Source organism: Chryseobacterium scophthalmum (assembly GCF_900143185.1).
Lineage (GTDB): Bacteria > Bacteroidota > Bacteroidia > Flavobacteriales > Weeksellaceae > Chryseobacterium > Chryseobacterium scophthalmum.
Map to the genome: position 1 here is coordinate 1,227,409 of NZ_FSRQ01000001.1, position 20,769 is coordinate 1,248,177.

Genomic DNA, 20,769 nt, shown 5'->3' on the forward strand with positions numbered 1-20,769 from the left:
ATTATGAATATTCAATACGACCTCATCGTCGTAGGTGGCGGAATTTTAGGAACATTCCACGCTTACCACGCTTTACAAAAAAATCTAAAAGTTGCTTTGATAGAAAGAAATTCTGTTCCTCAAGGTGCAACCGTAAGAAATTTCGGGCAGGTTGTTCCTTCCGGAATGGACATCAAATGGCAAAATTTCGGAAAGGAAAGTTTACATATTTACAAAGAGCTTCAGGCAAAAACGGATCTTACGGTTCGTCAAAATGGCTCAGTCTATATCGCTTCCAATGACGAAGAAATTCAGCTGATTGAAGAACTCTATCAAATCAATAAAAATAATGAGTACGACTCTGTTTTACTTTCTAAAAGCGAGTGCATTCAGAAATTTGACGGGCTTCGTTCTGATTATTGCAAAGGTGGATTGTTTTTCCCACAGGAAATCTCTGTAGATTCTGGTGAAATGATTGTAAAGCTTCATCAATATTTAAAAAATCAGGAAAAACTTGACATTTTTTACAATACAACTGTAGTAGAAGCTTCTGAAAATAACGGTTTGTGTAACGTAATAACTTCAAACGGGCAGAAAATAAGCGCTACAAAAATCATTATTTGTGGAGGACACGAGTTTAAAACACTTTTTCCAGAAGTTTTTAACGAAAGCGATCTCGAAGTAAGTAAACTGCAAATGCTGCAAACAAAACCTCAGGGAATTTATTCATTGCCGGGAAATATTCTTACAGGACTTTCAATCAGAAGATATGAATCATTCAGCGAATGCGCTTCCTTCAAATCAATCAAAGAAAAGGAAGATAAAAACTCGTTCGAAAAGAAGTTCGGAATTCATATTTTATTCAAGCAAACTTTGGACGGATCTGTTATTATCGGGGATTCTCATGAATATGCAGATGCAAAAAATGCAGATGATCTTGGTTATGATTTGAATATGGAAATCGATGAATTTATGATTAAAGAAGCAAAAAAAATTATCGATCTTCCTACTTATGAAATTCAGAAAAGATGGTTTGGTGTGTATTCTCAGTGTAAAACAAAGGATATTTTTGAGCATACTATTTCGCCAAACATTCATATAATCACAGGAATCGGTGGAAAAGGAATGACCGGGAGCGGTGGATTTTCAAAATTTAATATCAATACAATTTTTTCTTAAAGAAATGAACATACAATTACTGGTTCTGGATATGGCTGGAACAACGATAGACGAAGACAATGTAGTATACAAAACCTTAGCAAACGCAGTCAACAATTACGGTTACAACGTAAGCTTAGAGAAAGTGCTGGAAATCTGCGCCGGAATGGAAAAAGCAGAAGCCATTAGGAATCTTCTCGAAAATATCGGTGGAAATACCGATGACACTGAAGTTATTTTTAAAAACTTTTCTGATGATCTTGCAATTGCCTACGAAAAACTCGATGTAAAACCTATCAATGGTGTTGAAAATTTCTTGATTAAAATTAAATCTTCAGGAAAAAAAATAGTTTTAAATACTGGTTATACCGAAAAAATTGCACAACAGCTGCTCTCAAAATTAAACTGGAAAAAAGACGTTCATTTTGACGAACTCATTACCGCTGATGATGTTTTTGAAAGCAGACCAAGCCCAGAAATGATTCAACTCGCAATGTCAAAATTCGGGATTATGGATCCTAAAACCGTGATGAAAGCCGGAGATTCTGCCATTGATATTGAAGAAGGAAAAAATGCAGGATGTGGTTTAACCATAGGTGTTTTAAGCGGAGCACAAACTAGAGAACAGCTTGAAGCCGCAAAACCAGATTATATCTTCAACAGCCTTTCAGAAGCTGAAAAAATACTTTACTAATTCTTTCAAAAAACTGTTTGCAAAATTAGTTTCTGCAGGCAGTTTTATTTCACTTTCATCAATAAATCTTTAAATAAAATCAATATGAAAACAAAACTTTTCTCTGTTTTGGTGATGTCTGCTATCTTAATGAGTGCACAAACCAAAAAAGTACTATTCATCGGAATCGATGGCTGTAGACCTGATGTCATGATGTCATCCAATACTCCCAACATTCAGGGACTTTTGCCAACATCAATTTACTCTTTGGATGGAATCACACTCACTCCCACGATCAGCGGAAACGGATGGAGCTCAATGCTTACCGGCGTGAATGTAAACAAACATAACGTTCCGGATAATAACTTCAGTAATCCTAACTATGCTAATTACAGAGATTTTTTAACAAGAATTGAAGCGCATAATTCAAGCCTCAGAACAATCTCATTAGCTCATTGGGCACCCATTAACAACAATATTATTCATACCGCGGATGTTAAAACAAACTTCAGTACCGATTTGGCGGTAAAAAATGCAGCAGTTCAGGCTTTACAGAATGATAATCCTGATGTTTTGTTTGTGGATTTTGATGATGTGGATCACGCAGGACATTCTTATGGATTTTCATCTTCGGTTTCTCAATATGTTAATTCCATTCAGTTGACCGACACTTATATAGGAGAAATTCTTAATGCGATGAAAAACAGAACCACTTATAGTAATGAAAATTGGCTGGTTGTTGTAACAACTGATCATGGAGGCATCGGAACGTCACACGGTGGTGGTAATCTTGTGGAAAGGGACATTTTTTCTATTTATTCTAATCCTTCATTTACCTCTCAACAAATCAGCAAAACTGAGATACAAAATAGTGCAACATACAATCGTGTAAATTTTCCTGCGGGAACTTATGCTAAACCTAATTCTCAAACGAATTTTAACTTTGGAGCCAATCAGGATTTTACCATAGAATTTTGGATTAAACCTAATGCCAATTACAGCAGCGATCCTGTATTTATCGGAAATAAAAACTGGAACAGTGGCTCCAACAAAGGCTTTGTCATTTCAGGATATTCCGGGCAGACTTTTAAAATGAATATCGGTGACGGAAACGACAGATTAGATCTTACAGGAGGAAAATTGAGCACCGACGAATGGAAGCATATTGCCGTAACTTTTGACAGAGACGGTCTTGCAACCATGTATGACAACGGTGTTCCTGTAACAGTCGGAAATATGAATCTTATTGGCGATATTAATTCAAATTTACCTTTGACTATTAATCAGGATGGAACGAATACGTACGGAGTAAATCTTGCTACATCGTACAAAGATATAAGAATCTGGAACGTGGCTTTATCAAATGAAACGCTTGTGCAATGGGCAAATCAGGAAGTAACCAACTCACATCCAAATTACAATCAGCTTTTAGCTAATTATAAAATGAATGAAGCTTCTGGAAATACCTTAACAGATTCCGGGCCATTTAACAACAGTGCAACGATTACGGGATCCCCAACCAGAAACCTTCAAACTACGGAGAATTTTATCATTCAGAATTACTTGAATACTTTCAGACAGACCGATCACTTCCCTACAGTACTCAACTGGCTGTGTATTCCGGTACAATCTTCATGGGGAATTGATGGTATTAATAGAATTCCGGTTTGCAATAATGGAACTTTAGCAATAAATGATGCTGTGAAATCAGATTCAGATTTTAAAATTTATCCAAATCCCGCTAAAAGTGAAATTAATGTACAGCTCAAATCTAAAAACAATAAGATTAACATTCAGATTGTAGATTTCAATGGAAAGGTAGTGCTTACAGAATCTGCAAATTCCTCAACAGGAAATTATAATGAGAAAATTAATATTTCCAATCTCCAAAGTGGAATCTATTTCATTACTGTAGATACAGAAGATCAGAGATTCCAGAAAAAATTCATTAAAAAGTAATAGTTAATTTCATATCCTTTTTTGTAACACAGGCTTTTTCGTAAGTCTGTGTTTTTCATTAAACCTGTAAATTTACAGCCGTGATTGTATTTGTTGTGACTCCAGAGATTGCTGTTCCATTAAAAAACCATTGATAAACCATCGCAGGATCGTTAATGCTTTTTCATGAAATTCTGCAATAAAAGCCTCATCAGAAAACCCAAACTTTTCAACTATAAATTGATTGTTTAATATATTTTAATTGGTAAATTATCATCTGTTTTTTGATACTCTAATGGTACTCCAAAGCTATTTTCCATTGTTATAAAAGATGTACAAATAAAATATTGGGTATTATTACTGATAGACAAATATCTTAAAAATGATATTTTTACAAGATGGAGGAAGACAAAATAAACATTTTTCCTTCAATCAAATAACTACTAATCATAAATCTATTAATACATGAAAAAATTCTTACGAAAAAATGCGTGGAATCAAGAGGGTACGTTTGATAATCCCGATTTATTCTGGTATGCAAAAGCAGTTGCTGAAATGCAGTCCCGAAAATTGGATGACCCGACAAGTTGGTGGTTTTTTGCCGCAATTCATGGTGAAAATATTGCCGGAGATCCTAGTGGAATTGATTGGAATACAATTAAAACTCCACCCAATGTGCCTACAAGTCCCGTTCCATCTACAAGCATAAAAAATAAGTATTGGAATCAATGTCAACACCAAAGTTGGTACTTTGCACCATGGCATCGTGGCTACCTTATGGCTTTGGAAATTCAGATCAGAGCAATAGTGATAGAGCTTAATGGACCTGATGAATGGGCTTTACCATATTGGAATTATTTTGGAGGAGACAAAGAAAATAAAATACCTCCGGCATTTACTCAACAGTTTTTTGATGGCAACACGCCCAATCCCCTTTTTGTTACAGCAAGATACGGTCCGGATAATGACGGAAATATTTACGTTAAATTATTTAAAGACGGTAAGCCAAGAGTTACACAAAATTGTGAACTTAAAACGGTATATACAGGTAATCAAAATTGTTTTGGAGGCCCTGAAACTGAATTTTCACATTATGGAACGTTATTTCCTGAAGAAAGCTTAGAGACCAACCCTCACAATTTTGTTCATAATGATGTGGGAGGAGTTGCACAGGGAAATGAAGGTATTATGTCTGATCCTAATACTGCAGCATTGGATCCTATTTTTTATCTTCATCATTGCAATATTGACAGAATGTGGGCGTCATGGAACGCAAAAGGAAACAATAATCCATCACAGACAGAATGGCTTGGAGGTCCGAAAGAAATTGGTGAACGAGAGTTTGTAATGCCTTTAGTTGATGGAAAAGAATGGATATATACTCCAAATGATGTAACAAATCTGGATTCTTTAGATTACGGCTATGATAATCTTGAAACAAAAACAGAAAGTGATACAGTCGATAATACTTCTGAAAGATTGAAAAAACTAGGAATTCCGACTCTGGATCATGTTCAACTAACCGAAAATACTATGGATAATAATGAGAAACCAACAGAATTGGTCGGTGCAAACCAAGGTTCTTTTGAAATTAAGAATGAAATAACGAGCACCACAGTTAATTTGTCAGATAAAGGATTAAAAAAAGTTTCTAAAAGCTTTTTAAAAGCTTCCGCAGAGGAAGTTCCTGACCGTATTTATTTAGTTCTTGAGAATGTTAAGGGAAATGTCAATGCAAATACACTTGAAGTTTCTGTAAACAATCAACACGTAGGATTTATCTCGCTTTTTGGACTTCGCAATGCATCATTGGGTGATTCTCACGGAGGGCGCAACGGTCTTAGTTTTTCTCTGGACATTACCAATATTATTGATGAGCTGCATCTTGAAAATGATCTTGAAAATATAAATTCTTTAAATGTTGCTGTTACTCCCGATAACGAAATTTTATCCGATACAAAAATTACAGTAGGAAGAATAAGTGTTTACAGAGAAAAACAATAGCCATGAAAACATCAAATGCTAATCGAAATCTCATAAGTTATATTATATGGGGTGTCAGTATTATCTTTTGGTTTATCTTACTTTGGAATCCCGGTAATTTGATGACCGCAGCACATTGTCAGATGACTTTTTTCTGTGAGGGAAGCGTTACGTCATTAAAAATGCTGCTTAAAATAAATTCTTTTCCTGAAATGATGGTTGGATGGATATTGATGGTATTTGCCATGATGCTTCCTAAGCTGATTGTTCCTATCCAAATCATTATTGATCACAGTTTTAAGAATATGCGGTTTTTAATGGTTGTTCTTTTTGTAATAGGATATGCTTTGACTTGGCTTGCAGCTGGATTTTTGCTAAACATTTTCATTTTGTTTGTTAATATTCAGATGCCTGGATCTTTTATTCCGGCTATTATTTTGGGTATAATTGCTGTAATTTGGCAATTTTCTCCAATTAAGCAAAGATGTCTAAACAAGGGTCATCATCACCCCGTTTTGGCAGCATGGGGCTCAAAAGCTTATAAAGATGCTTTTTCATTTGGGCTTACTCACGGTTTTTGGTGTGTAGGTGCAGGTTGGGCATTAATGCTTTTTCCGATGGTGTTACCACAAGGACATAATTTTGCGATGTTAATCGTGACTTTTATTATGTTTAGTGAGCATATGGAACATCCACAAATTCCGCGTTGGCGCATAGATTTCAGGCTAAAATTGTTAAGAATAATAATTTTGCAGAATCCTATCAAACGTTGATTTATTTATTGTTTTAAAAGCCAAAAGGTTCCATTTTAAATTAAAATGGAACCTTTTATTGATTTTGATAAATGAATAACTTAAATTAATATCCTTTTGTTATTTACAAATCTCATTAATATTTAAATGTATTGTTGCGAATTTTGTTTCGATTGTTAAATCCCCAATCGTTTTGTAATTAAAGGTAAACCATCATCCTTTCCTTAAATTTCTTCTTAAAATACGCATTTTTAAAGAGAGCTGAACTTGTGCTTTTTTATGACATTCTTTGTATTTTTTTATGCTTTTTTCAAGTTGGATTTTATTTTTCAGATATTCTTCATAAAGGTTACCTAATTCAGAAACTTCATCAATATCTATGGCGTAATTAGAATCAGTATCTTTTTGTGATTCGACCAATAAGTAACGGTAATATTTAGCTCTTTCGATGAGAGCATTATGAAATTTTGGCTCGATACCTTGCATATTTTACTTAAAATTTAATTTTGAAAGAACAGTAAAAGGACTATCACTTTGAAATAAAACTTTTACACTTTTTGATTGAGCATCTGTATTTACAGACTTTGAATAAATTTTATTCATCACAGAAGAAAGCAATATTTCGTCAGGATCGCCTAAAGGAAGTAATGGTAATGATATAAATTCATTTACAGAAATCTGCGGAAAGATCCCGTTATTATAATTACCTTCACCGTTGGCATTGAATACTTTATAAATAACAGGATGTATTTGCCAGGTAATTTTTTTAGGTTTTCGTTTGTCTTCAATTACAAATCCGGCCATGTCTTTTCCTAATGTAACTTCGCCAACCTGAATGACTTCCATATAAGGTTTTAGATTATTGATAACAATTTCAGAAGCAGAAGCAGTGCTTTTTGAGGTTAAAACATATACTTTTTGTAAACCAAGAGAATTGGCTTGTAAAGCATTAAAATTAATCGCATTGGAAGCGTAAGCAATTTGTTGTGAAAAAGACCTTTTAACTTCGCCTCCGTTTTTATTTCCTTTATAGGTAATAAACTGAGAATTTGCAGAAATTCCTGCTGGAATCAACGCACAAAGTGCTGCAGCTGATGAAACAGAACCTCCATAATTGTATCGAAGGTCAAGAACCAAATCCTGCACTCCGGCACTTTTAAATTCTGCGAATTTCTGATTGAGAGCCTGACTCATTCCATCCGGAAAATCATATATATAAAGATATCCTGTTTTTTTTCCGTTTTTATCAAATATTTTAGACGTCAAAGGCTGCTCAAAAGTATACCCATAATAAACCGTAATGTTTTTTTCATTAACAACCGATCCGTTTTGCCAATTTCCTACGGTAAGCTCAATCACAGTTTTTTCGGCAATAGATGATGTCAGTTGTTCCGCATTAGAAGCAGTAATATTTTGTCCGTCGATTTTTTTGATAATCATTCCTCTTTCCAATCCGGCATTCAGAGCGGGAGAATTTTTCAAAACTAATTTTATGACTGTCGCAATTTCACCATTTCCCAACTGCAAGACAGCATAATCAAAGCCATACATATTTCTTACCGAACGAGGATAAGTAGATGCATCGCTTGTATTAATGATAAATGAAAAACGATCCTGAGGAAGCAGCAAACTTTTAAAAAAGTCTTTTACCGGAAGATGATAATTGGGCTTTGGCGGTATCTGATCTGCCCAATAGTAATATCGTCTCATGCTGTCCTGTACCCAAACATTCACAGATTCGGTGCTTCCTTCGGGAAAATTGGGCACCTCATCATCTGTACGGTTGCAAGAAACTATCAAAAAAGATAATATAATTAAAGCCAGTAACTGAGTTTTAAAAAAATTTTTGCTCATAAAATTTAAAGATCATTTATAAATAATCAGCAACATCAATATCGCCTTTTACTACCCAAACTCCATTCTCCATTTTTTCTTGAAGAACGATCATATTAGCGCCAATATCCTGTTTTAAAGTTACTTTGATGATGCTTGAACCTGTGTAAGGAGTATTGGTTCCCACTTTATACAGTTCCAGATAAGCAGGAGCCGTAGCGCTGAAAAATGTATAAATTTTAACAGCTGTAAAATCTTTTTTTCCAATAGTATCAAATTCGGCAAGTACAGTTCCGTTTTCTCTCTTCAAAACCCCTTTTACACCTTCTAAAGATGCTCCTGAAAATTCACCAAGATTAGGAAAAATAAATTCGAAACCTACTCTACCCAAATTAACCTGAGGTTTTACAGCATACGTCTGCAAATAAATTCCTGGCAAATTGAAGAAATACAAATCTTTGTAATCTAAAACATTATCAAAATTGATATTGTATTTGGCGATCTGAGCTCCGGTTTGATTATTGTAAATTCCAATTTCGTTGGTCTCTCCTTTGTCTACAACAAAACTGATCTGAGTTTCTATTTTATCGGTGTAAGAAGTGTTTCCATTAACAGATATTGGAACTCCGTTGAGTCTCATCTGAATAACATCTGGTTTTGAGTATCCCTTAATATTTATCTGTGCTGCCCTCTGAATTTTATCATAAACATCTAAAGAACTATTGTCGGTACACGAAAAAAAGAGGGTAAATACAGCCAGTGCTAAAATATTTTTCATTTATTTAATTTTAAAAAAGTAAAAATGTTGATCAGAAAAATTGCCTCAGCCCAAACATAAAAGCTGAGGACAATTGCTTAATTATAAAAAAAATTATAAAGGATATGTTTTAGTTTTCATGGTTATAAAGTTTTTATAAAAAGAATCTATTTTTTTATAAATTTCAATCGCTCAGAGACCATTGCGTCTGATACCTCAACAATGTAAGTACCTGCCGGAAATTCTGATACATTGATGTTTTTAGAATATTTTGTTTTTAAAATCTGCTGACCGCTCATATTATAAACACTTACCGTTGTGTTGTTTTCCTTTAAAGCTGCATCAAGTTTTATTTGTAATGACGATGATACCGGGTTTTCTATTATCTTGCTTAATGCTTTTCCTGTTTTTACTTCTTTTGTATTTAAAACTGAAGCATAGATAGCCATTTCGTCGATATTGATATTCTGAGAATTGGGTGCAGAACCTGAGGTAATTCTGTTTGACCAAAGTCCTATATAGATTTTTTTTCCTGCAAAAGCTGAGATGTTTACCAAAGATTCTGCAAACTGTGTAAGATCTGTCGGAAGATTTGTACTTGCACTGAATCTGTATGTTGCTCCGCCTGCAGCCTGTGCATCAGTAGCTAATTGTTGAAAATCTGCAAGACCAGGAACTGGTTTCTGAGAGGTGCTTACAAAAATATATAAATCTCTGCTTACACTTGCATGGGTAGATCTTTGTCTTCCAATATATCCGGCTAAAGTAATCGTTCCGCCAACATTAGTAAGGTCTATTTCCGGAGAAATTATCCAATCGTTCTCACCTGCAAAACCTGTTGCATTTCCTGTAGGAACCAGATTGGTAGAATAACGAAGAACTCCCGTTGTTCCGTACGCCAGAGAAGTACCGTTGTGATAAATATTTTGGCCCTGAACCCATTGGTTTCCGTTACCATTAATGTCATGGAAAGTCCACCCCTGTAAATCAGCAGGAGTATTAAAAGAGTTGATCCAAACAGGGAATTGTGCAAAAATCATTTGCGAAAGAAATAAAACAGATAATAAAATTATTTTTTTCATAATACTAATTATTAATTTATTTTAAAGAAAAGCAGGGAAAAGCGATTAACCTTCCCCCGCATAAATTGAAAATTATTCCTGAATTGAGAAATTATATTTTGTCCAAACACCTTGGAAGTCTCCACAGTTTCTTGGAGAAATGTTCCAACCTCCATTGAAGAAAGGATTTGACATTCCAAAAGAATCTGCACCAGTTGCTGACAATACTAAGTTTGCAGTAGGAATTCCTGCAGTACCTGCACCTGTAACAGTTGTTGTAAACCCGTGTACTTTGATTGAGCTGTAAACAGAAGCTGAAGATAATTCTGAACCTGTACCTTCTACTCTGATTCCTGTAGGATATCCTGTAATAACAGCATCATTTAAAGTTAATCTACCCTGTCTTCTGATGTGAATACCGTTTTCGTAAGCCGGCCCAACTCCTGCAACTGAAGAAAACACATTTGTTCTTGCACCGATAATAGTAAGATTATTGATTACCGGATGCGTGATCAACGGTGTAGCAGTACCTCCAGCGTTGTTATCAAGCTCAATACCGTTGGTATCAGAAACTCCACCACTGATTGTGTGAGAAGAATTTGTATCTGCCAAAGAAAGAGCACAAGTAATTGTACCTGTATATCCGTTATCAAAATCGAAGTTATCATCTTCTGCAGCGAAAGAAACAAGGTTTGTAGCGTTTACAGTTCCACCAAAAAATTCGAACGAATCATCCTGACCGTAAGAAACTTGAATATGATCTAAAACAGTACCGTTTCCAACACCAGCCAACGTTAAAGCATTTACCTCGTTACCAGAGTTTTCACCAATAAAATCATAACCTGCAAATTCGATACGAACATATTTCATTGTACCACCGTTATGAGCAGCGTTGTCACCTCCAAAATGGAAATCGTCACCTGACAAACCTTCAACAGTAGTAGTTGTAGGCACGTTTGTAGGAGCATTACCCAACATGACAACCCCACCGAAATCTCCCGGAACAGCAGTAGTATCTTCGTTGTTATCTAGCAATCTGTAGCTTGTAAAGATAATAGGTTGATTTTCTGTACCTGTAGCGTTAATCTTACCAGTTTTTGTAATGATCAAAACCCCTCTACCCTCTCCGGCAGCGTTTGGTTTTGCTTTAATAAATGTTCCCGGTAAAATTGTAAGTGTAGCACCATCTTTTACAGCGATATTACCATCAAGCTCGATTACTCCGCTCCACGTAGTGTTGGTCGTAATGTTTGAATTAACAGTCGTTACAGGAAGACCAGCTGCTGTAGTATATTCTGCAGAAGTAGATTGCATCTCAAAAGAGTTTGAAGAATCTACCAAAGAATCATGTTGACAAGCAGTAAGAGATAATGCAGCTACTGCGATTAAAGTTAATCTTTTCATTGTTAAAGTTTTTAAAGGTCAGGCGTTTTGTTATTGTTTCAAGCCTGTTTTTTTTAATATTCAGAAATACCCGCCTCAGTATTTTCTGCGATTTGGTTGATAAGACTTCTGCTTTGCATGAGGAGCTGCAGTGCAGAGTTCCCGGTGATTTTCTGCCAATGATCGGGAAGACATCGGCAGTGGTTTTTTTCTGAATCTTACTGTGTTGCGCATCATCAGTATAATTTGTGATTCAATCTCAGGATACCAAGACCTGTACATTGCAATGAGCTCTTTTCTTATTTTTATAATAATTTTAAAAAGTGTAGTTTAGATTTAGACCAAACATTCTTCCGCTGTAAGCACGAAATAAAACCTTGTCTATATTCTTATCATATTTATCTGTAGCTCCCGGAAGAAGCTCCAACATTTCTCTTTCGGTCTGTACATTTCCACCTTTTGATACTGAATAGGAATTGTAATTATTGTAAAATTCTTTTACTCTGTTGAAAAGGTTTCTTGCATTAAATTTCACTTCAAGATTTCTGTTTTTCAAAAATTTATATGAAATCTGTGCATCGGCAACTGCATACGCCCTCTGTATCTCTTCTCCGTTGTAACCATATCCTACAGTAATATATTGGTCGCCTTTTGCATTGTATAAAAAGCTTAATCCCAGTCTTTCACCTTCATACATTAAACCTAAATTGTAAGCATAAGGAGTCTGCCCGTAAAGCGGTCTTTCAACTTCATAAGTCTCGTCTGTATCCTGTGTTTTTTCTCTGTTTTTAAAAGCAATAACTTTCGTATCGTTGTAAGTGAAATTTCCGCTGATAAAAAGTTTTTCCAGAAAGGAATCTGTAGCAATAAAGCCTAAATTTTTTCTCATTTCAACTTCAAAACCTTTTAGCTTTGCATTTTTAGAGTTCCCGTTGTAGAGGTACAGATTTCCTTCATTCGAAATGTATCCTTCCCTTTCGATGGGTCTGTTGATATCTTTGTAATACAATCCTGCTGAAAAAATCTCTCCTAATCCGGGAAACCATTCAAATTTGAAATCATAATTGTTAATGACAGACGAAACCATGGCTGTATTGTAAATCAACCCGTTTGAGATCGGATCAAAATATGGCAAACCTGTTCTTTCATTAAACTGCGGGCGAATGACCATTCTGTTATACGCCAGTCTCACATTAATTTTGTTGGTGGGGCTGTACGTAAAATTGGCAGAAGGCATAAATTGCCAAGGCTTATCTTCCACATCATTTTTATAAATATTTTGTGGATCACTTGAATCTAATTGCTGCGAAATAAGTTTGTATCTGAAATACTCAGCTCTAAGCCCCCAAACCAATCTGAATTTATTTTTCCAGCGGTTATCAAACATCACAAAAACCGCATGCTGATCAACTTCGCCTTTATACTCTTCGTTTTCATAGAGTGGCCTTGTTTGCCAACCGATTCCTCCAGGAACATAGTGCGAACCGTCAAACCATTCAGAAAGGGCACCTTCCAAAGGCATTCCGTTGTTTCCTGTCACCTTTTCATCAACGCGTAACAAAAATTTCTGCTGAGAGTTGGTATTGGTTTTAGAAGCTCCCGCATAACCAATTTTAATATCATTTTTAAAACTTCCGGCATCCAGTTTAAACTTGAAAGATGTTCCGTAATTATAATCTGTCTCTCTGCTTTTAATATAACCTCTCGCAAAATCGCTTGAGGAGTTACTTACAAAATGATAAGACAGTGTTTCAAGACCAATAAAACGGTATAAAGTCTGGTTCAGTGTATAATCTTTTGTATCAGAAGCTACACTTGTTCGGGCTAAGAACCAGTCGACATCTACCTTTCCTATTTTATGATTTCCTTCTAATTTATTTTGCAAAAGCGTCTGATAAACAGGATAATTGGCATTATCGGTATAAGGCCTGTCTAACGTTTTTATTTGTTCGGGATCATTATTGGGAATAATTCTGTTATAAAAATAATTGTAGGCCAATTCTGCATTGCTTGGTAAGCCGCTTCCTGATGTATACTCGTTCCAGCCGGTAATTCTTGTGACGGTATTGTCATAAATGTGGTTGTAAGAATTCCTGAAAGACAACCTGTTTTTACCCAACTGTAATCCAAAATTCATCATTCCGGCAATTGTTGAATTGTAATTATATGATGCACCCTGATTTTTAAAATTATAAAACGTTATGGGTGCCTGTTGATAATTTTCATCATCCGGACTTTTAAAGTAGGTGGTATCAAGCCAGTTTCCTCTTCCTGTATGATCGATCTGAAGTTTGTTTTGCTCGTTTCTTATCACTAAAGCTCCTGCAAAACCCCATTTGTTATTATTTTTAAGCTTAAAAGATCTTCCCAAAGCAAGCTGCATATTCGATCCCATATCCGCAGTTGTCGCATAATTGGTGAAATTATCATTTTTAAACTGCTTCGATTGCTCAAAAAATAAGGGGTTTTCCCAGTTCATCGCTTTCAGACCCATCGGAAAATCCCTCGTTCCGTCATCATACCCGAAGTAATCATATTTCCCTCGTTTTCTGGTAAGGAATTCTTTAAAAGTTGTTTGATCATTGTAAGAAGTCCCCATCGTTACCGTCGTAAAATTTTCGTTGGGAATATCTTTAGTTTTAACTTCTACAAAACCTCCTGCAAAGCTTGCATTCATATCCGGTGTGGCTGTTTTGCTTACGATTACACTCTCCACCATGGAGTTGGGAATAATATCGAAGGAAAAATTTTGGTTATAAGCTTCCGTACTTGGAAGATTGATCCCATCCATCGCTGCCGTGTTCCAACGTTCTCCCATCGAGCGCACCACTACATATTTATTATCGATCGTAGTAATACCTGTTATTCTTTTCAGCGTTCCTCCCAAATCATTATCGGGTGTTTTGGAAATTTGTTCAGCTGAAATTCCGTCACTCATCTGTGCTGCTTTTTTCTGTAAAGCCAGTAATCCTGCCTGTGTATCTGCTTTTCGAGTTCCTGTGATCACAACTTCTTTTATACTCGCGATCTTATCAGATGTCGACCTCATAACAAATGAAACAGTGTTGGTCTCATTATTTGCAATCTGTAATTTTTCTACACGCAATACATTGTATTTCGGAGCTTTCACGATTAAAGTATAAACTCCTGAAGCAATTTCTATCGAAAAATCACCATTACTATCGGTAACCGCATTCTTCCCAGCAATGCTTACGTCTGCGTTAATTATGGGATTACCAATTTCATCTACGATCTTCCCGGAAACTCTGCCGTCACCTAAAGCAGAGACATCCGACCCTTGATATTTTATTGAAATGAGATCTCCCCGAAGACGATGCACAATAGGAAGACCAGTTGTAATATCTTTTAAACATGCATTGACAGGAATATTGTCACACTTAATGCTTTTTACTTTTAATTCTTTAATATCTGCTTTGGAATATACCAGTCTCATTCTGGTTTTTCCAGCAAATTCTTCCAAAACTTCTATCAGTGGTTTACCTACTGGCGCAGAAAAAGATACTTTTTGAACTAATTCCTGGGCTTCTATTGTTACTGTAAAGAACAGAGCCGCGATCGTAAAACCACATTTCACACTTTTCATTTTTACGTTTTTCTTTTAATTAAAATTTTATCTGATTATTAGTTTTCAATGCTTACAAAAGGCTATTTTTTGAAAATATAGGTTTGCTTTTCTTTCTGAACCTCGAGGTCTAAAATAAATGCCAATGCCTCAATGTTCTCATCAGTATTTCCGCCAGTGAAATCTGCCGTTATTTTTTTCTCTGCTAATTCTTTAGGGTAAATAATGCTGATGCTGTAGTTTTTCTGAAGAACTTCAGCCACATCCTTCAGCATCACATCATTAAAACTTAAGGATAATAGTGAAGGTAATTTTTTGACTGAAGTATTAGCTTTTGTAAAAGAAATGACTGCTGCTGTACGAGATACTCCAAAATTCGTCCATTTCTGATTAGGTTTCAGGAAAGTAACGGGTGCACCTACATACGAAACGGCAACTTTTCCTTCATAAAGATCTACCGCTTTATCATTCCCCGACTGCGTAATTTTAAACACCGTTCCTAAAACTTTGGTACTAAAACCATCTGCACGAACAATGAAAGGATGTTTTTTAGATTTTGCAACCGAAAAAATAGCGTCCCCTTTTAAAGCGACTACTCTGGTATCGGCCGGAAAAGATTTTTCAACACTAAGTTCAGCACCCGGAAACAATGTAACTACCGAACCGTCTTTCAGATATACTTTTTGATTTCCTTTTTCTGCGACATAGACATCCGGCTTAAAGAAAGTATTATAAGAGAAAATGCCTCCTACTGAAAACAGAAGTATAATGACAGCTGCAATTTGGTAAAAATACTTTCTAAAGCCATTCGGATGATTTATATAGGTTGTTTGTGTTAAATAAGATTCCAAAGCCAAAAGAACTCTTGCTTTAGATTCCAGAATATGATCACTATTCAGGTCTTTCTCTACATTGATCTTCCACTGGTTTAAAAGTTCAGTTTCTTTCTCCGAAATTGTTTCGTCTGAAACTTCTCTTTGCCAAAGCCTGAAAACAAATGCCTGAATATCTTTATAGTTTAAATTTCTCATATAGATTTTACTATCAATTCGTAGTTACATCTATAAAACAGCAGAATTTTAAAACTTCCCCAACACGGTTTTAACATTGAATTCACATTACACTCAATGAGTTAATCATTTTCCTTTCATTTCAGCATTTATCAATATTTAGTTCATATTATGAGCATTATTTCTTAGAAATAATTAACATGAGATTCCCTAATGTTCACAAAAAGTTAATTTTCCTTTAGGTAATTTTGCAGCATCATTATGAACCCAACAGACAAAATATTATTACATAAAATAAAAACAGGTGACCGACCTGCTTTTATGATGCTCTATGAACGCTATTGGGACAGTTTGTACCGTTTTGTTTTTGCCCGTACAAAAGATAAAGAGGTTACCGAAGAGCTGTTGCAAAACCTTTGGATAAAGATTCTTGAAAGCACAGAAAGCATCCAGACCAATCATGAGGAAAGTGCAAAAGGATATCTTCTAAAATATCTTCACTATAGAGTTATCGATTATTTTAACAGTTATAAAACTTTACCCTCAACATTACGTATTGATGACGCTGAAAACTCTATTGAGATTACAGATACAGATTACTTCGAAATTCTTGAAGAGCATGATATTTCAGACCTTTTCAATATGATCGATGAAGTTGTTTCGCAACTTCCGGTGACAGAACAAAAGATTTATGACCTGAGAATCCGTAAAAATTTGTCGGTTGATGAGACGGCAGAAATTTTAGGTTTGAGTAGTAAAACGGTGAGTAATAAACTGAGTAAAGCTATTGGCACAATTAGAGAACAGTTAACTCCAGAATATAAATCGTCTAAAAAGCTTATTTCTTTGCTGGTACTTATGGAAATTTTGGTAAGCTGATTCAGCTAGTTATTCCTGAATATATAAATGAAATTGCTTTGATTTGATCCTGGAAATATTAATATAAAATAGAGGATTAATAAAATTTGAAGAACAGCAAATTAAAAAATACACTATTTCAAAAATTCGTCCTTTATTAATCATTACTTATATCTTATTTTTACAAAAAAGATTAAATGGACAAATTAAGTTTTCTGGAAGTTATTGCTGCGATTGCCGTTTTTATATCGTTATTGCTTGCGGTATTTTTGTTAACGGTAAAAACAGAAAGAAAACTAGAAAACAGATTATTTGCAGCATTTCTTATCATTAATGCCATTGATATCAGCGGACTTTTTATGCATCTTTTTGTAGATAGTTATAATCTGAAAGCTTTCAAAATATCTGCTTACTTGTTGGTTATGCCTCTGTTCTATCTATATGTAAATGCCGTTTGCTATTCAGATTTCACCTTAAAAAGAAAGCATTTACTTCATCTTATTCCTTTTATTGTTGTCAACTTAATTTTAGTTCCAAGACTTTATCTCGCAGAAGGTACTGCAAAAGAAGATTTCTTTAAAGTGATGTGGAACTCCCCTGAAATGTTTGTTTATCAACTCATCGGAGAACTACAGTATTTCTTTTATATTGTTGGAGTATTTCTTGTACTTAAAAAATATAAGAAGATTTATCTTGAAAATTTCACCAATTCCAATACTTTGTTATATAAATGGCTATCTCAGCTTACTGTGATTTTCTTAGTTATCCATTTATGTATTATTTTAAAAAATATTGTAAGATACACACAGCATAGGGATCTGTTTATCTGGCTGAATATTGTTGCGGGAACAGTATTTTTATTGGCTGCGTGTTGGTTTATTTTAAAGGCATTAAACTATCCTGAGCTTTTTCGCAGAATTGATTCTACTCTACAACCGTCAAAAGATTTTGCTGAAACGTTGGAGACTGAAAATAAAACCGACGAAATAAAGAATACTCAGATTGAACAGCTTAAAAATTTCATGGTTGAAAAAGAACCCTTTTTAAACCCATCTCTAACGATTCAGGAATTGGCAGATCAGGTGAACATTCCGGTTCGTGAACTGTCTGTTTTGATTAACCATCATATCAATCAGCACTTTTTTGATTTTGTGAATGAATACCGCGTTAAAAAAGCAATGACCCTTCTGAAAGATCCAACGAAAAAAAAATATACAGTGTTAGAAATTTTATATGAAGTGGGTTTTAATTCAAAATCATCTTTTCATACTTCATTTAAAAAATACACGAATCAAACACCAACAGCATTTAGAAACAGTTGATAATTAATCAATTGTACATACTCGAACTTTGAATTGCAGATAATCGGACTCATTTTATTCATTAAAATGAGTCCGACTTTTTTTAAACGGACTTTTTTCAGGATTCTCTACAGCATATTTGCATCAGATTATATCAAATTAAAATTCTGACCATGAAATATGTAACCCTTATTTTATTTTTTGCCTTACTTGGATGTAAAAGTATTCAGCAAATCAATACACAAAATGTTGAACATGCGATTACAAAAAATGCGCTTCAGTTATTAGAAGATAAAAGATTTCATTCTGTTTCCGTTGCAGTGTATAAAAATGGAAAATCTACCATCAAACATTTTGGAGAATTAACGATTGGAAAAGGAAACAAACCCAACGATTCTACCCTTTATGAATTAGCTTCCGTAACCAAAACTTTTACAGGTTATGTAGCTGCTAAAGCCGTACTTGATCAAAAAATAAATTTAGATGATGATATAAGAATCTACCTTGATGAACCTTATCCCAATTTAGAGTTTAAAGGTGAACCTATAAGAATCAAACACCTCATCACGCATACAAGCGGATTTCCTAATTTTCCTATAAAAAGTGAAAATAAAAAAGCTTTTTTTGAAGGATTAAAACTCATCAAAATTGAAACAAAGCCCGGAGAAACATATTCTTATTCAAACACAGCTCCGGAACTGACAGCGTATATTCTTGAAAAAGTGTATCAAAAACCTTATGAGGAATTGGTAACTGAATTTGTTTTGAAACCTAATAACATGAACCAAACTAAGTTTACACTCAATGAAAATGATAAAAAAAGATTGGCAAAAGGCTATAACGATAAAAACGAGCTAATGCCTAACTTCAACAGAACTTTATGGGGTGGAATTTCAGGATTGCATTCTACGACCACTGATTTGGTGAAATATATGAAACTGCAATTGGAACAATCAAATCTTATTGTCAACGAATCTCATAAAAAATTATATAAAGAAGGTTCTGATTTTTGGGAAGGTTATCATTGGTACATCATAGAAAATGATCATCAATTAATCTACAGACATCACGGCGGCATATATGGAATGCAGAATTGGTTTATGATTTACCCTAAACAAAATATCGGGATATCCATATTAACAAACACCAGCTTTAATGAAACAGGAGACATTTTAGAAAAAGTAGTTGATAACCTGTATAATGACATTAATGTAAATTAAAAAAATAAACAGTCATCCGTATTAATATAAATTTGTTTTATTAACTCACATCAAAGAGCTATATTTAAAAACAAATTTTATATCAAAAAATTGATTTATACAACACTTTTAAATATTGCTATTTTTCAGGGAATAGTTTTAGGCGTAGTTATTTTAAAATCTTCCCTATTCAATAGTCAATCAAATAAATATTTAGCCTATTTACTATTTGCACTTTCCATTGTTTTATTGAATTATGTTTTTGAAATTGAAGGTGCATTCACGTCTTACCCTTTGCTATGTTTTCTGGACTATATTGAGTGGATATTTTTACTACCCGTCTTCATCTTCCTGTTTATAATACACCGAATTGATGATACGGTAAAGAACAGACAAAAAACTTATTTGTATTATATTCCGTTTGTCTATTCCTCTACTTTTACTATTACCTATCATCTTAATGATATTTTAGGAATTTATAAAATCACAGATTCAGACATTTTCATCATCAATATACTTAGACTGATTCAGCTTTTATTTGCCTTTATCATCATTCTGTTTCCACCTTTTTACTCCTATTTTATGATAAGGCATTTAAAAGACCCACACGAGAAAAACTGGGTACTGACCTTATTGACAGCTCTGTATTTAGTGTTATCCACCTGGCTAATTACATATATGGCTGGCTTCTTTTTTGAAGTTGACATTTCTTCTACAATGAGTGTTTTGGCTTTATGTGCAACATTCATCATTCATTGGACAGCTTATATAGGCATTTATAAATATAAATTGGCCAAAAACAAAGATGCTGTCTACAATTTTCTAAACAACGATTTGGCTATTATACATCCAAATCTGCAAGTTGCAGATATAACGCAAGAAAACAGCACTGTAGAAGCATACAAAGAATCTATAACCGTAGATAATCTTTATTTTCAAAAACTAGAACTTCTTTGCAAAGAGCAGCACATTTATACCGACAGTACATTAAATAGAGAAAAAGTGGCCGAAAAACTGGGCATAAGCGCTGGATATGTTTCACAAATTGTAAACACAATAACAGGAGACAACTTTGCCAATTACATCAATAACTATCGGGTTGAAGCAGTCAAGGAAATGATATCAGATCCGGAATATGAAAACTATACCTTGTTGACAATGGGGTTAGAATCTGGATTTACCTCAAAAACAACTTTCTATAAAGCCTTTAAAAAAGTGACGGATCAAACGCCCAATGAATACAAAAACACCATCAAATAAGTACCATTTTCTCCATTTTTAAGCTTTTGAAACCCTTTCTA

Annotated in this window: 17 protein-coding genes; 9 read left to right on the forward strand and 8 right to left on the reverse strand. The window is 34.5% G+C overall.

Annotated elements, in window-relative coordinates:
* Positions 1–3: 3 nt before the first annotated feature.
* The 5 genes from BUR17_RS05645 (at position 4) to BUR17_RS05665 (ending at position 6,504) form a co-directional block, all read left to right on the forward strand.
* On the forward strand, positions 4–1,158 hold the full coding sequence (locus BUR17_RS05645; RefSeq protein WP_074229353.1) for a TIGR03364 family FAD-dependent oxidoreductase: 1,155 nt from the start codon (positions 4–6) through the stop codon (positions 1,156–1,158).
* A 4-nt stretch (positions 1,159–1,162) separates the two neighbouring features.
* Positions 1,163–1,831, forward strand: a complete 669-nt coding sequence (locus BUR17_RS05650; RefSeq protein WP_074229354.1) for an HAD-IA family hydrolase — start codon at positions 1,163–1,165, stop codon at positions 1,829–1,831.
* 84 nt (positions 1,832–1,915) lie between these two features.
* Positions 1,916–3,769, forward strand: coding sequence for an alkaline phosphatase family protein (locus tag BUR17_RS05655; protein ID WP_074229355.1), 1,854 nt, complete (start codon positions 1,916–1,918; stop codon positions 3,767–3,769).
* A gap of 444 nt (positions 3,770–4,213) precedes the next feature.
* Positions 4,214–5,752, forward strand: a complete 1,539-nt coding sequence (locus BUR17_RS05660) for a tyrosinase family protein (RefSeq protein ID WP_074229356.1) — start codon at positions 4,214–4,216, stop codon at positions 5,750–5,752.
* 2 nt (positions 5,753–5,754) lie between these two features.
* Positions 5,755–6,504 carry a copper chaperone gene (locus tag BUR17_RS05665; RefSeq protein ID WP_074229357.1) on the forward strand — a complete coding sequence of 250 codons (750 nt, stop codon included), beginning with the start codon at positions 5,755–5,757 and terminating at the stop codon, positions 6,502–6,504.
* Between the two features lie 192 nt (positions 6,505–6,696).
* Here BUR17_RS05665 and BUR17_RS05670 read toward each other — a convergent pair whose 3' ends face one another.
* The 8 genes from BUR17_RS05670 to BUR17_RS05700 all read right to left on the reverse strand — a co-directional run bounded on the left by BUR17_RS05670 (position 6,697) and on the right by BUR17_RS05700 (position 16,131).
* Entirely contained in the window at positions 6,697–6,969 is a 273-nt protein-coding gene (locus BUR17_RS05670) for a hypothetical protein (RefSeq protein WP_074229358.1), read from the reverse strand.
* 3 nt (positions 6,970–6,972) lie between these two features.
* Positions 6,973–8,337, reverse strand: a complete 1,365-nt coding sequence (locus BUR17_RS05675; protein WP_084550426.1) for a S41 family peptidase — start codon at positions 8,335–8,337, stop codon at positions 6,973–6,975.
* A gap of 16 nt (positions 8,338–8,353) precedes the next feature.
* Entirely contained in the window at positions 8,354–9,094 is a 741-nt protein-coding gene (locus BUR17_RS05680; protein ID WP_074229359.1) for a hypothetical protein, read from the reverse strand.
* A gap of 146 nt (positions 9,095–9,240) precedes the next feature.
* A complete protein-coding gene (locus BUR17_RS05685) occupies positions 9,241–10,155 on the reverse strand; it encodes a T9SS-dependent choice-of-anchor J family protein (RefSeq protein ID WP_074229360.1) in 915 nt (304 codons plus the stop codon).
* Between the two features lie 72 nt (positions 10,156–10,227).
* The gene (locus BUR17_RS05690) at positions 10,228–11,538 is read right to left on the reverse strand and encodes a hypothetical protein (RefSeq protein ID WP_074229361.1); all 1,311 of its coding nucleotides are present in this window, start codon (positions 11,536–11,538) and stop codon (positions 10,228–10,230) included.
* A 75-nt stretch (positions 11,539–11,613) separates the two neighbouring features.
* Positions 11,614–11,754, reverse strand: coding sequence for a hypothetical protein (locus BUR17_RS20725; protein WP_159437586.1), 141 nt, complete (start codon positions 11,752–11,754; stop codon positions 11,614–11,616).
* Positions 11,755–11,833: 79 nt separating this feature from the next.
* The gene (locus BUR17_RS05695) at positions 11,834–15,121 is read right to left on the reverse strand and encodes a TonB-dependent receptor (RefSeq protein WP_074229362.1); all 3,288 of its coding nucleotides are present in this window, start codon (positions 15,119–15,121) and stop codon (positions 11,834–11,836) included.
* 62 nt (positions 15,122–15,183) lie between these two features.
* Positions 15,184–16,131, reverse strand: a complete 948-nt coding sequence (locus tag BUR17_RS05700; RefSeq protein WP_074229363.1) for a FecR family protein — start codon at positions 16,129–16,131, stop codon at positions 15,184–15,186.
* A gap of 240 nt (positions 16,132–16,371) precedes the next feature.
* Between BUR17_RS05700 and BUR17_RS05705 the strand changes: the two genes are divergently transcribed.
* The 4 genes from BUR17_RS05705 (at position 16,372) to BUR17_RS05720 (ending at position 20,728) form a co-directional block, all read left to right on the forward strand.
* Positions 16,372–16,989, forward strand: coding sequence for an RNA polymerase sigma factor (locus tag BUR17_RS05705; RefSeq protein WP_074229364.1), 618 nt, complete (start codon positions 16,372–16,374; stop codon positions 16,987–16,989).
* Positions 16,990–17,165: 176 nt separating this feature from the next.
* Positions 17,166–18,290: a helix-turn-helix domain-containing protein gene (locus BUR17_RS05710; RefSeq protein ID WP_074229365.1), complete on the forward strand. Its 1,125-nt coding sequence runs from the start codon at positions 17,166–17,168 to the stop codon at positions 18,288–18,290.
* A gap of 152 nt (positions 18,291–18,442) precedes the next feature.
* Positions 18,443–19,489: a serine hydrolase domain-containing protein gene (locus BUR17_RS05715; RefSeq protein WP_074229366.1), complete on the forward strand. Its 1,047-nt coding sequence runs from the start codon at positions 18,443–18,445 to the stop codon at positions 19,487–19,489.
* A 90-nt stretch (positions 19,490–19,579) separates the two neighbouring features.
* Positions 19,580–20,728, forward strand: a complete 1,149-nt coding sequence (locus tag BUR17_RS05720) for a helix-turn-helix domain-containing protein (protein WP_074229367.1) — start codon at positions 19,580–19,582, stop codon at positions 20,726–20,728.
* Positions 20,729–20,769 lie beyond the last annotated feature (41 nt).

Excerpts from the sequence above, each read along its gene's own strand:
- BUR17_RS05645 (WP_074229353.1), top strand. The coding sequence starts at position 4 with ATGAATATTCAATACGACCTCATCGTCGTAGGTGGCGGAATTTTAGGA.
- BUR17_RS05650 (WP_074229354.1), top strand. The coding sequence starts at position 1,163 with ATGAACATACAATTACTGGTTCTGGATATGGCTGGAACAACGATAGAC.
- BUR17_RS05655 (WP_074229355.1), top strand. The coding sequence starts at position 1,916 with ATGAAAACAAAACTTTTCTCTGTTTTGGTGATGTCTGCTATCTTAATG.
- BUR17_RS05660 (WP_074229356.1), top strand. The coding sequence starts at position 4,214 with ATGAAAAAATTCTTACGAAAAAATGCGTGGAATCAAGAGGGTACGTTT.
- BUR17_RS05665 (WP_074229357.1), top strand. The coding sequence starts at position 5,755 with ATGAAAACATCAAATGCTAATCGAAATCTCATAAGTTATATTATATGG.
- BUR17_RS05670 (WP_074229358.1), bottom strand. The coding sequence starts at position 6,969 with ATGCAAGGTATCGAGCCAAAATTTCATAATGCTCTCATCGAAAGAGCT.
- BUR17_RS05675 (WP_084550426.1), bottom strand. The coding sequence starts at position 8,337 with ATGAGCAAAAATTTTTTTAAAACTCAGTTACTGGCTTTAATTATATTA.
- BUR17_RS05680 (WP_074229359.1), bottom strand. The coding sequence starts at position 9,094 with ATGAAAAATATTTTAGCACTGGCTGTATTTACCCTCTTTTTTTCGTGT.
- BUR17_RS05685 (WP_074229360.1), bottom strand. The coding sequence starts at position 10,155 with ATGAAAAAAATAATTTTATTATCTGTTTTATTTCTTTCGCAAATGATT.
- BUR17_RS05690 (WP_074229361.1), bottom strand. The coding sequence starts at position 11,538 with ATGAAAAGATTAACTTTAATCGCAGTAGCTGCATTATCTCTTACTGCT.
- BUR17_RS20725 (WP_159437586.1), bottom strand. The coding sequence starts at position 11,754 with ATGATGCGCAACACAGTAAGATTCAGAAAAAAACCACTGCCGATGTCT.
- BUR17_RS05695 (WP_074229362.1), bottom strand. The coding sequence starts at position 15,121 with ATGAAAAGTGTGAAATGTGGTTTTACGATCGCGGCTCTGTTCTTTACA.
- BUR17_RS05700 (WP_074229363.1), bottom strand. The coding sequence starts at position 16,131 with ATGAGAAATTTAAACTATAAAGATATTCAGGCATTTGTTTTCAGGCTT.
- BUR17_RS05705 (WP_074229364.1), top strand. The coding sequence starts at position 16,372 with ATGAACCCAACAGACAAAATATTATTACATAAAATAAAAACAGGTGAC.
- BUR17_RS05710 (WP_074229365.1), top strand. The coding sequence starts at position 17,166 with ATGGACAAATTAAGTTTTCTGGAAGTTATTGCTGCGATTGCCGTTTTT.
- BUR17_RS05715 (WP_074229366.1), top strand. The coding sequence starts at position 18,443 with ATGAAATATGTAACCCTTATTTTATTTTTTGCCTTACTTGGATGTAAA.